Below are 13206 nucleotides of genomic sequence, written 5' to 3'. Positions count from 1 at the left end.
AAGACCATGTTAATAATAGAAAAGAATTAATGGCTGTGTCCACCTTCACTTTCATTAAGTAACATGCCAATACCTTTTACTAAGATTTGTTTGTTTTTTAAACCTTCCGAATTCAAAATTTCTACAACGTCTTCTGTTGCTTTTCCAATAGTTACTTTTACTTTTTCGAGATGAAATTCATTGTTTTTTTTCGTTTTTAAAACCAGAACATAATTAGCCTCTTCTAAGCTAATTATCGCTTCTTTTGGTAAACCTACGCGTTTTGTACTATCAGTAATAATTTCAGCATCTACAAACATGCCAACAATAAAATGATCTTCGTCGTTATCTATATGACCATGAACTTGAACTCGTCTACTCTCTCCGTCAATTGTGGTGCCCACTAAATGAACGTCTGCATTAAAGGTTTTATCTGAAGCTTCAGGAATCTGAAATCTAATTTTTTGTCCTTTTTTAATAGCCATTATATCCTTTTCAAAAACCGATAATTCCAAATGAACATGATGTGTGTCCACAATTTCTAAAATAACATCACTTGGAGAAACATAGGTGCCATTACTCACGTTTACTTTAGTTACAAATCCGTCAATTGGTGCATATAAATTAATGCTTGACGAAATAGTGCCTTGTTCTACACGTTGTGGATTAATATGCATCATCTGTAATTTTTTACGTAAGCCGTTGTAGTGTGCTAAGTTGCTTTTATAGGTGCTTTCTGCTTTTAAATAATTTTTTTCAGACGTAATTTGTTCATCAAATAGGGTTTTTTGTCTGTTAAATTCCGATTTTAAGTAATTTAATTGCTCGGCGACTTCTAGATAGTTTTGCTGAATTTCGACATATTCAGGATTTTCAAGCGTAACTAAAAGTTGGCCTTTTTTTACTTCGCTACCAATTAATAAAGGTGTTTTAGTAACGTAGCCACCAATAAAAGTTGAAATACTCGATTTGTTTTGTGGTGGCACATCAATCATGCCGTTGACTTTTATGCCTTCGTTAAAATCAAATTCCTCTATACTTCCAAAAGCCATGTTTTCACTTTTAAATTGTGCTTGTGTGACGGTTATATCCTCATGAACCTCTTCAGTTGGTGTAACTTCCAATACATTGTTTTTTTCTTTTCCGCAAGCTGTGATAAGCAGCGCGAATATTATAATATGTAGATATTTCATTTTTAAAATAGTTTTAAAATAAGGTAATTAATGTTGATGACAGTTTGGTTGTAAGCGTTTAAATTATCTAGATAAGACAGCTCAATATCTTTAGCTGTTTCTAAACTTTGGATGTATTGAAAAAAGTCAATTTCACCTTCTTTAAACGTGCGGTTGGCTGTTTTTATAATTTCATCTTTTAAACGTTTTCCTTGTGTATCGTAATAATTTACAGCTGCGTTGTATTTGCTTAGTGTGGTTAAAAGTGATTTATATTCGGCATTTAATTGCACTTCATAATCTTGTTTTTGTTCTGTAATAATGTCTTTAGCAATTTTTAAGGCTTTAATTTTTGAAGAATTTCCAAAGAACAGTAGCGGAATTTTTATGCCAAATTGATAGCCTTTTATATGGGTGTTCAATTGGTCGTTTGTTCCTTGAAAATATTCAAAATTAAGGTCTGGCAATAGGTTTTGCTTTTCAGCTTTATAACGTGCATTTTGATACTTTTTAGCATTTTCAAAATACAATAAACCAGAATTATCTTGAAGCGAAGGGCTTTGTAAGTTAAGCTTTACTAAGTCTTTGTCTACAATGTCTAAAGTGTCTACTTGTACAATGGCTTTTAATTGCTCTTTAGAAAACGCTACATCTTGCAAAGCCTGTTTATACAAGGTTTCAAGTTGTTTCTGTTTAGACTCTGCAGTAATCGTTTCTAGGTAATTGGTTTCGCCGAGCTCAAAACGGCGTGCCGATTTTTTAGCAAAGTCTTGATATAAACTATCTAAAAACCGATAGGTTTCAGCCTTCTGCTTCATATAACTCAACTGATAAAAAGCCGAATAAACTTGCTTTTTAATGTGCTGAAACTGTATGTTGTGTTTAGATTCTTCTAAATTAACCAAGGCTTTATTTACATTTTTTTCAGCAAAATAAACCGTTGGAAATTTGAAATTTTGAGCAATACCAAACACTTTTAAGGGCTCATTATTTATAGCCATATTGTTTTCGTCATAATTATAATAGAGCTCTGTTTTATCAAAACTAAAGGCGCTTCCAACAAAAGCAGCGCTTTTTTCAATTTGTAATTTAGACGCTTTTAAGCTAGCGTTGTTTTCTATTGCTAAATCTAAAGTTTGTGTTACGGTAAGTTTAGATTGTGCATTGCCATTCCACATGCATAGAAAACCAATAATGGTAACAACTGTTGTTTTATTCATTTTTAAAACTGTTTTTTGTTTAAACCATGTGTATAAAACGGGTAAAACCACTAAGGTTAAGATGGTTGCGGTAAATAAGCCTCCAATTACCACAGTAGCTAAAGGGCGTTGCACTTCTGCGCCAGCATTGGTTGAAATGGCCATTGGTAGAAATCCTAATGCGGCTGCCAAAGCAGTTAATAATACAGGTCTTAGACGTTCAGTAGTTCCTCGTTTTACTAAGGATTCAATCGTTTCATTCGCATTTTCTTCTTGTAAGGCTTTAAAATGTTCAATTAATACAATGCCGTTAAGGACAGCAATTCCGAAGAGTGCAATAAACCCAACTCCTGCCGAGATGCTAAATGGTAAATCGCGTAACCATAATAATAAAATGCCACCAACTGCAGCGAGAGGAATGGCAGAATATACAATTAAAGCTTCCTTTACTGAATCAAAAGCAAAATACAAGAGTATAAAAATTAAAGCCAAGGCAATTGGAACAACAATTAATAATCTGTCTTTAGCACTTTGTAAATTTTCGAATTGACCTCCGTAAGTAATCGTATAGCCAACAGGAAGTTTTAATTGGGTGTTGAGAATTGATCTGACATCATCTACTACCGATTCTAAATCTCTATTTCTAACATTAATACCAACAACAATGCGACGTTTAGTATCGTCTCTAGAAATTTTAGCAGGTCCTTCTGTATATGTTATATCTGCTAATTCGCTTAATGGAATTTTGTTTCCGTTAGGCACATCAATATATAAGTCTTGAAGGCTAGCCAAATTTTTTCTGCTAGGTTCATCTAAACGCATCACTAAATCAAACCGCTTTTCTCCTTCAAACACATTACCAACCGTTCCTCCTGCAAATCCCATTGAAATCAAATGATTTATATCTGAAATATTAAGACCATAACGTGCTATTTTTTGCCGATTGAAAATCACACTCATTTGTGGTAAGCCCTCAACTTTTTCAACTATAATATCGGAAGCTCCTTCAACATGTTCAATTAAGGCTTTAACGTCATCTGCTTTTTTTGCTAAAACGGATAAATCATCACCAAAAATTTTAATGGCCACATCTGCTCTAACTCCTGTAATGAGTTCGTTAAAACGCATTTCAATAGGTTGGGTAAACTCGACATCCATGCCAGGAATTATGGCGAGTGCTTCTTTAAATTTATCTGCCAATTCATCTTTGCTCGCTGCAGAGACCCATTCCGTTTTAGGTTTTAGTTTTATAATAACATCACTTTCTTCCATAGACATTGGGTCTGTTGGGACTTCAGCCGCACCAATTCTTGTAACCACTTGATCTACTTCGGGGAAATTGTCAAGTAGAATCTGTTCTATTTTTGTAGTAATTTCTATGGTTTTTCCTAATGAAGTTCCCGTTTTAAGTACGGGTTGAATCACAAAATCTCCTTCATCTAAAGTCGGTACAAATTCACCTCCCATTTTACTGAATATTAAAACACTAATTGCTAATAAAAGTGACGATACTATAATGACCACTTTTTTATGGGCTAAGGACCAATTAATAATAGGTTGATACCCTTTATTAATAATATTCATTAAACGTACCGAAACGTTTTTTGATGATTGTTTATTAGGTTTTAGAAATAACGAAGCTACCACAGGAACGTAGGTTAAACACAACAACATGGCACCAATTAAAGCAAAACTAAAGGTCAAAGCCATTGGTCTAAACATTTTGCCCTCCACACCGCTTAAAGCTAAAATAGGAATGAAAACAATTAAGATGATTAATTGTCCAAAAATGGCAGAATTCATCATTTTAGAGGCGCTTTTTAGTGTAATAGCATCAATTTCTGTCTGTTTTGCTTCTTTATGGAGTGCTTTTAATTTATCGCTTTGCGAAATAATTTGAAAAGCAATAAACTCTACGATAATAACAGCGCCATCTATAATGATTCCAAAATCGATAGCACCAAGACTCATTAAGTTGGCGTCAACGCCAAACACATTCATCATAGAAATGGCAAACAATAAACTTAAAGGAATTACAGAAGCGACTACTAAGCCTGAACGCAGATTTCCAAGTAACAAAACCACCACAAAAATGACAATGAGTGAGCCCAGAATTAAGTTTTCTGAAACTGTAAAAGTCGTTTTGTTAATGAGTTCGCTACGTTCTAAAAAACCATTGATAAACACACCTTCTGGTAAGGTATGTTGTATGGATGCTACGCGTTCTTTTACGGCATCTATGATGGCTTTAGAATTTCCATCTTTAATCATCATTATTTGCCCTAAAACTTTTTCGCCTTCACCATTTCCAGTTATAGCTCCAAAGCGTGTAGCGCTTCCAAAACCAACTTTGGCAACATCTTTAATGTATATTGGTGTCGTTACATTTTTAACTACAATATTTTCAATATCGTCTAAGGTTTTCACTAAACCTTCACCGCGAATAAAAAAAGATTCATCATTTTTTTCAATATAACCACCACCAGCAACACTGTTATTTTTTTCTAATGCATTGTAAATTTCAGAAATCGAAATGTTCATAGCATGTAATTGCTTCGGATTTATGGCAACTTCGTATTGTTTTAAAAATCCGCCCCAAGTATTAACTTCAACAACCCCAGGAATTCCAGAAAGTTGGCGTTTTACAACCCAATCTTGGATGGTTCTTAGATCGGTTGCAGAATATTGGTTTTCATAACCCGGTTTTACATCTAAAATGTATTGATAAATTTCACCCAAACCTGTTGTGATTGGTCCCATTTCTGGACTTCCAAAACCTTCTGGGATTTTTTCTGTTGCCGATTTTATTTTCTCGGCAATCAGTTGTCTAGGAAGAAAGGTGCCCATATCATCTTCAAAAACAATGGTAACTACAGAAAGGCCAAATTTTGATACGGAACGGATTTCTTCTACACCTGGCAAATTTGCCATTTCCAATTCTACAGGATAGGTAATGAATTGTTCAACATCTTGCGTCGATAAATTGCTCGATGTGGTAATAACTTGTACTTGGTTATTAGTAATATCTGGAACAGCTCCAATAGGAATTTGGGTTAAGGATAAAATACCAAAACCAATAATAAATGCTGTAAACAGGAAAATAATCAGCTTGTTTTTTAAGCTGAACTTTATAATGTGTTCTAACATAATTCAAAAAGATAAAATTTAATAAATGCCCGTTTTAATAAACAGGATTAAAAATCTAAAAATGAATTATGCGTGTTTGGGTGGTTGAAAAACAGATAGTTTCTCAAAATTAGTATGAGAATCTGTGTAATAAAAGTTGAAAGGAGTTTTTATAAAACTTTGAGGAGTAAAATTAAAAGCAATTATAGGATTTATAAAAGGGATGCTCATGTGAGAACATAATTGATGTGCATCTTTAAATGGTAAATCCTGATGTTCATCATGCTCATTATCGTGATCAACCTTGGCATCTCCATAATGTTCTGCTAGAAACTGATAAAAGGTGTCTCCGTACATTTCTTTATGAAACTCAGCATGCTCCAATAATATTCTAAACTTAGAAAGATCTTCTATGCCTATATTGAAACTTTGAAAAAGTATCAAAATTGAATATGTAAAAGCTACTATTTTGTTCATAACGATTACGAAGATACAAATTTTCGTATTTAGACTATGTAATAATGGTTACATATCGCTTAAAAATAAGCCTTTAACTGAATTGTTCCGGTATGTATTACTTTAGAAGTTTCCGATTTACGTCCAAAGTAATTCAAATTTAAATCTAAATATTTGGTCAGTTTTTTCTGTGCTAATAAGCTCCATGTAAAGTTTTTTCCTGGTTGTAAACCTTCGAGTATTTGGTATGCAACAGGCGAATTAGAGTTGCCTTCAAATTCATTTTGAAAGAAGTTAAATTCACCTGTTAAAGCAATTTTCTGTGCGTTGTTATAGGTAAAAGATAAGCCGTAATTATTCTGTGCTAGACTTTCTAAACTTCCAATAGTGTTTTCTTTAGAGGTGTATTGGTAAAATATATCAAACTGTGCATTCTCACTAAATAAATAGCTCAATTTTGGTTTTAATTGATATTCTTCAATGGTGTAATTTCTATTGGTGAAATTCTGGCTTTTACTGTCGTCTTTACCTAAACTAGCCAATGTGTTTACGAGCCAATTCACATTAAATTTATGGTTAAAATTAAGCTGATGACTGTTCGTTTTATTTTGTTGTAAACCTGTAGAAAGTAAATTTCTACTCTTATTAGTTAAAAATGTATATGAGGTGGTGTAGTGTTGTTTTCCTCTATTAAAAAACAATACATTTCTAACACTGTAGTTTAAGGATATAAATTCTTCAGTATCTAAATCATCTTTTAAGGCTTCAAAAGGATTTAGATTAAATGAATTCCCATTTTTAAATTTTTTACTATCTACAATAAAGGATGTTTGGTCATAAAAATGAGACCAAAATTGCTTCGATTTATTTTTTGAGACATTCCAAGATTGCGGATTAATAGTAATTGTTTGTCCAAACCTATTTTGATGTGTTTGCACAAAAACCTGATTGGGTAATAGTACTCTAATATAACTGCCTTGGTCTGTAAACTGCGCAATTTCAAATTCGTTTAATTCTTGAATGCCATTTTCGTTATAGTCTATCCATGTGTAAGCTCCTTGTCCTGCTTCTACTTCAACATAAGTAAAATCTTGTTGAGGTGATGTTCCTGAATTGGTTTCAAAACTGGTATTTAAAACCAGAAGGTTGTTGAATAATTTTTGATTATAATTTAAGCGACTATTTAAACTTTGCTCATCCTTTATACTACTATCTTCGGATTTTAAATCTCTATAATTGACAAACAACTGAAGCGTTGTGTTTTTGTTCTGAATTAATCGCGATTTTAAATAATAGGTGTTAGAACTGTTTACACGTTCTAAATTATTAGTTCTTAAACTATCATTAAATCGTTTAATGTATCCAACTTCTGCAAAAACCTTGGTGCTGTCTCCTATACCAACAAAAGCTTCGTAAGCTTTAAATTTTTGACTCAAAGGTGTTAAGGAATCGGTTGCTATAACACGTTGCTCATTGTCTTCAGTAGCAAATTTTACACCAGTCCATTTGTTGTTTTTACCGTACACGACACGATTAAAAGATCTTAAAAAAGTAGAGCGATTAATGGTGCTTTCATTATTTAAAATACTAGAGTTTGAAAAAATAGTAAAATCTCCTAACTTCAAATTAGTTGTGATTTGATGTCGGTTGCCATTGAAGTTTTCTGAGTAATTTAGGTGTTCAAAGTTGTAAGTAGCTGTGCCTTTTTTTAAATGGGATAATTTAAGTCCTGTTGTAAATAACAGTTGGTTACCGAAGTTAAAATTTCCTTGGTCGGTTTCTGAAGTGTCTAAGTTCCAATCTCTATTAAATTCAGCCCTGTACAAACGTTGAATAGTTCTAAAATCTTTTTGAATAAAATCGGCATCAATTAAAGCTGATAAATTCCAAAGGCTATCCGTTTTAATGATCTTTTGTTTTAAGGTAAGTTTTCCAGCAAAACCATCATTATCGCTATCATCCAATTTTGAAAATAAATTTTGATCGGCTTTACTTCCTGCTAATTCAAAAAAGACATCTGTTTTTTCACTGGGTTGGTATTGCCCATTAACAACCGCAATTTGCAAACGCTCAGGTGCAATAAGCTTAACAATAGGTTCGTAATTTCCTTGAGGAACACCAGCAATTGGAGCTACGTATTCAAAAATATTGTTAATGGCATTAGAATTACTCAAGATATAATTACCTTGATTTGTGCCAACTAAGGTAAAACGCACACTAAATAATTCGTCTTCAGGATTATTAGAAAACACAAAAATTTCTTCAGACCCAAGCAATTCTTTTCGGTATAAAATACGATTTTCAGAAAACGAAGTTGGTGTAGCAGAAGACGCTGTCATTAACTCTTGGTTGTCGCCAGCATCTGCTAAAATTTGAGTTTGTTCTGTAGATAAATTTTGTTGCAAAGGTTGGTTTTTAGCATCGCTTTCAGAATATACAGAGACATTTAGGTTTAGTTTTTCGGTCTTAAAATTTCCACCTCCAAAGATGGTAAAACGCGAATAGTTCCGCTCACTAAATTGATAATCTACTGTAATACGCATTTCGGAAGTGATGGGAAATGTAGAATTAAAGATAATCTCGCCAGCATTATAATCAATAATATAATCGTTGTTTTCTCCACGTTCTAAAGGTAGTCCGTTAACGTAAACTGTTTCGCTTCCAGATACAATGAGTACATACAGTTCATTATTAGAACCACGTAGTTTGTATGGACCTTGGTTGCCTTCTTGTGCTGTAAATTGCGTGGTCGTAAATTGGCCTCGTACTAAAGCTCCAGATGCAAAAACAGATGTTTTATCACTTAAATTAGCACTTACTAAAAGTCCTTGTACACGTTTAGAAAAATTAGCAAAATAACTAGTTGTGTTTTCCAAATCGATGTCTCCAGCGCGAATGTTCCAATCGTCGCTAAATAATTCAATAAAAACTTGGTCAAATTCATCTAGTCGTTGTGAATACCCGCTTTCTTGCAGTGGAATATTAGCATCTTGAATAGAGGCTCTTAATGAGACTTTATTACTCAGTTTTCCTGAAATTTGTAAATCGAGTTCACTATTTAATACGGAATTTTGATTGTTGCCAATGGTAACACCTCTAGAAATACTTCCCGAAGTTGTTAAACCGTCAAAAGGAGTAAAGGTGTCTTTTGAAGTGGTATTTTGTAAGGTATAAAGTTGTTGAAATTGTGACGAACGTTCTACAATAACAGCATCGTCCAATTGCCTGTAAACCTTAGTCAAAAATTTAGGATAACGTAAATAATCTATTTGAATGGTGTCAAGTTCACTAGGCTGTTTAAAACGTAAGATGGCTTTAGCAAAATCTACAGTATATAGTGTAGAGTCTATAATTTTATTGTCTTTGGTCTTTACAAGAAAACGCGATGGATTAACACTTACAGAATCAATATGAATAATATCTTTAACGGCTACTTTTTTTTGTCTAAAATTATTGTCCTGTTCTTGGGAAAAGCCCCAAAAAGCAGTTAGAAATAATAGAAAAAGTAACGAATGTTTCATGTAGAATAATAACTGTTTTAAACTTAAAATATTTTATCGTTAAATGAAGCTTAAAATAATGGTGTAAAAGTAGCGTATTATTTAATTTAGCAGTTCATCAAAAAAATGATGATAAGGGAACAGGCATGCTTAAACTTTTTTGTTAAAAGAGTGATAAATAGCAAATCGTATGTGACCATTGGAAAACAATAAATATAAATACATGAAAATAGTTTCTTATAATGTAAATGGTATCAGGGCAGCATTAAATAAAGGTTTTATAGAATGGTTAAAAGCAACAGATCCTGATGTGGTTTGTTTACAAGAAATTAAAGCCATGGAAGAGCAATTAGACCTCAATGTGTTCACTGAAGCTGGTTACGATTATAATTATTGGTTTAGTGCTCAGAAAAAAGGGTATAGTGGAGTTGCTATTTTATGCAAAAAAAAGCCTAATCATATTGAGTTTGGAACAGGAATAGAGTCTATGGATTTTGAAGGGAGAAATATCAGAGTCGATTACGATGAGGTTTCAATAATGAGTATGTATTTACCATCTGGGACTAACGACGCTAGATTGTCGCATAAGTTTGAATATATGAACCTTATTCAGGAGTATTTGAGCGCATTACAAACTGAAAAACCAAATTTAGTGGTTTGTGGAGATTATAATATTTGTCATGAAGAAATCGATATTCATAACCCAAAAATGAAAGGGGTTTCAGGATTTTTACCAGAAGAGCGTGAGTGGTTAGGAGCATTTATAGATAGTGGGTTTATAGATAGTTTTAGATATTTACACCCTGAGCGCCAGGAATATTCATGGTGGAGCTATAGAGCAAATTCTAGAGCAAATAACAAAGGTTGGAGATTGGATTACGCCATGGTAAGTTCACCATTACAAGAAAAAATAAAACGCAGCGTTATATTAACGGAAGCGGTTCATAGTGATCATTGCCCGATTATGCTTGAATTAGATATATAAGGTCTTAAGCAATTACAAAACGATTAATAAAAATAAAAATAGCCTCAAAATCATGATTAAAAAACTTTCAATTTTAGCATTAACAATTACATTGTTTTCATCTTGTGTGTCAAAGAAGATTTACACAGATCTTGAAGATAAATACGCGAACCTTAAAAAGGAAAATCGCAGTATGTCTGATGAATTAGAAACCTTATCTAAAGATAAAACGAAACTAAGTAACGATTTAAATAAACTTCAAGCAGCTTATGATGCTGCTGTTGCTGATCGTGATAAGCTTCAAGCAGATTATGCTGCAGCCAAAACAAATCTTGAAACTTTAAAAGCATCCTACAAAGCTTTAGAAGAAAATAGTTCGGCTTCCATTGCAAAAAATGCTCAAAAGAATAGAGAACTTTTAGCGCAGTTAGAAGCTAAAGAACAAGCTTTAGCAGCGGAGAATGAACGTTTAAATACTTTGAAACAAGAATTAGAAAGTCGTTCGCAACGTGTTGCAGAATTAGAAAATGTTATTGCCTCAAAAGATGCTGCAATGCATAAACTAAAAGATGCTATCTCTAAAGCCTTAACTAATTTTGAAGGTAAAGGATTAACCGTGGAGCAACGCAATGGTAAAGTCTATATTTCTATGGAAAACAAATTGTTGTTTGAATCTGGAAGTTGGTATGTTGGAGCACAAGGAAAGCAAGCGGTAAAACAATTAGGTAGTGTATTGGCTGAAAATCCTGAAATCTCAGTTTTAATTGAAGGTCATACGGATAATGTACCATATAAAGGCAACGCGCAATTGAGTGGTAACTGGGATTTGTCTGCAAAACGTGCTACAGCCATTGTAAATATTCTTAGAGAAAATGACGCGATTAATCCTGAAAACTTAACAGCAGCAGGTCGTGGAGAATTTGCGCCAATTGCCACAAATGATACTGTAGAAGGAAAAGCAAAAAATAGAAGAATTGAGGTGATTCTAACACCGAAGTTAGATGAGATTTCTAAGTTATTGAATGAGATATAACAAATTCTTGCAAACGCAGAAGTCCTTAGGTTAGAAACCTTAACAAACATTTAGACCTCACAAGTTGTTATTACCTGTGAGGTCTTCTTATTTTTGTTTGTCATGTCTAGGTAAGCATTAATTGAACGCAAAATATATTTTGCTTAAAGATAGCTTAGGCAGTAAGTTGAAACCTAGATTAGAAAATGAAGTATAATTAAAATGAGATTCCTGCTTTCGCAGGAGGTGCTATGAAATACACAACACTACCACATACGGATATAAAAGTTAGCAAAATATGCCTTGGCACCATGACTTGGGGCAATCAAAACACTCAGGACGAAGGTTTTGCTCAAATGGATTTTGCTTTAAATAAAGGAGTTAATTTTTTTGATACAGCAGAGTTATATCCTGTTCCCGCAAGAAAGGAAACTTATGCAGAAACCGAACGTATTATAGGCAATTGGTTTGCTAAAACAGGAAACAGAGATAAGGTTGTTTTAGCTTCAAAAATTGCTGGAACTGGAGATTATACAGCTCATATAAGAACTAACGGTTTTAGTAAAGAAGCGCTTAACGATGCGGTAAATAGTAGTTTGAAACGTTTAAAAACCGACTATATTGATTTGTATCAGTTACATTGGCCAGAGCGTCAAACCAATACTTTTGGAGTTAGAGATTATAAGTATAATTTAAATGATAAATGGGAAGATAATTTTATTGAAATTCTTCACAATTTAGATGAGATTATAAAATCTGGAAAAATAAGGCAAGTCGGTATTTCTAATGAAAAGGCTTGGGGAACAATGCGCTATTTAGAAGAATCTAAAACGCATCACTTACCAAGAATGATTACAGTTCAAAATGCTTATTCTTTAATAAATAGAGTTTTTGAAGGTGATATGGCAGAAGTTGCTCATAGAGAACATATAGGTTTATTAGCCTATTCGCCAATGGCATTTGGTGTATTGTCAGGGAAGTACATAAAAGGAACAGCGACAAAAGATGCAAGACTAAATGTGTATTCGCATTTTTCAAGATATAATAGTGCAAATGCTACAGAAGCTACAAAACGTTATTTAAAAATTGCAGAAGATCATAATATGTCTTTAGCACAAATGGCTTTAGCGTTCGTCAATGATAGACCTTTTATAACTAGTAATATCATAGGAGCAACTAACCTTAAGCAATTAGAAGAGAATATTGATAGTATAAATATATCGTTATCTGATGAGGTCTTGAAAGCTATTAATGCTGTGCATGCAGAGATTCCTAATCCTGCACCATAAAATTTAGATTTTAATTTGTCTATTAATCTGTTCTTGTAAAGAGATAAACGTTTCTGTACGAGACACTCCTTTTATACTTTGTATTTCAGAATTAAGAACATGCATTAAATGCTCATTGTCTTTTGAAAGAATTTTAATAAAAATAGACCAATTCCCAGTGGTGTAATGGCATTCGATCACTTCAGGAATTTTTCGTAATTGTTTTACGGCTTCTGGGTTACTTATGGCTTTATCGAGGTAAACACCTACAAATGCCATAGTGGTATAACCTAATGCTTTTGGGTTAATGATAAACTTAGAACCAGCTAAAAGGCCGGATTTTTCTAGTTTTTTTAAACGTTGGTGAATAGCTGCACCCGAGATTCCGACGTTACGAGCAATTTCTAAAATTGGTGTTCTAGCATCTTCCATTAGTGCGCGTAGTATTTTTTTATCAATACCATCGATATAAATACCATTGTCGTTAATCTTCATGAATTTAGGTTCTAATAAATTGAAAGCTAAAGATA

General features: G+C 33.2%; 8 protein-coding genes. 3 read left to right on the top strand and 5 right to left on the bottom strand.

Annotated features, from left to right (window positions below; genetic code table 11):
* Positions 1-26 precede the first annotated feature (26 nt).
* The 4 genes from VDP25_RS00980 to VDP25_RS00965 all read right to left on the bottom strand — a co-directional run bounded on the left by VDP25_RS00980 (position 27) and on the right by VDP25_RS00965 (position 9453).
* A complete protein-coding gene (locus tag VDP25_RS00980) occupies positions 27-1172 on the bottom strand; it encodes an efflux RND transporter periplasmic adaptor subunit (protein ID WP_334465677.1) in 1146 nt (381 codons plus the stop codon).
* A 2-nt stretch (positions 1173-1174) separates the two neighbouring features.
* Positions 1175-5497 (bottom strand): CusA/CzcA family heavy metal efflux RND transporter, encoded by a 4323-nt coding sequence (locus VDP25_RS00975; RefSeq protein WP_334465675.1) that lies wholly within the window; start codon positions 5495-5497, stop codon positions 1175-1177.
* Positions 5498-5563: 66 nt separating this feature from the next.
* Complete coding sequence (locus VDP25_RS00970) at positions 5564-5953, bottom strand: hypothetical protein (protein WP_334465673.1); 390 nt, start codon at positions 5951-5953, stop codon at positions 5564-5566.
* A 59-nt stretch (positions 5954-6012) separates the two neighbouring features.
* Entirely contained in the window at positions 6013-9453 is a 3441-nt protein-coding gene (locus VDP25_RS00965; RefSeq protein ID WP_334465671.1) for a hypothetical protein, read from the bottom strand.
* 202 nt (positions 9454-9655) lie between these two features.
* On the opposite strand from VDP25_RS00965, the gene VDP25_RS00960 reads away from it, so the two are divergent.
* From VDP25_RS00960 to VDP25_RS00950, 3 genes are all read left to right on the top strand, one after another.
* A complete protein-coding gene (locus tag VDP25_RS00960; RefSeq protein ID WP_215926897.1) occupies positions 9656-10417 on the top strand; it encodes an exodeoxyribonuclease III in 762 nt (253 codons plus the stop codon).
* A gap of 52 nt (positions 10418-10469) precedes the next feature.
* On the top strand, positions 10470-11429 hold the full coding sequence (locus VDP25_RS00955) for an OmpA family protein (protein WP_334465666.1): 960 nt from the start codon (positions 10470-10472) through the stop codon (positions 11427-11429).
* A gap of 230 nt (positions 11430-11659) precedes the next feature.
* Positions 11660-12697 (top strand): aldo/keto reductase, encoded by a 1038-nt coding sequence (locus tag VDP25_RS00950; RefSeq protein WP_334465663.1) that lies wholly within the window; start codon positions 11660-11662, stop codon positions 12695-12697.
* Positions 12698-12700: 3 nt separating this feature from the next.
* Here VDP25_RS00950 and VDP25_RS00945 read toward each other — a convergent pair whose 3' ends face one another.
* Positions 12701-13171, bottom strand: a complete 471-nt coding sequence (locus VDP25_RS00945) for an Lrp/AsnC ligand binding domain-containing protein (protein WP_215927423.1) — start codon at positions 13169-13171, stop codon at positions 12701-12703.
* Between the last annotated feature and the right edge of the window lie 35 nt (positions 13172-13206).

It is taken from the genome of Winogradskyella sp. ECml5-4 (genome assembly GCF_036903175.1).
GTDB classification, from domain to species: Bacteria; Bacteroidota; Bacteroidia; order Flavobacteriales; family Flavobacteriaceae; genus Winogradskyella; species Winogradskyella damuponensis.
This window is presented reverse-complemented; position numbering and strand designations above follow the sequence as displayed.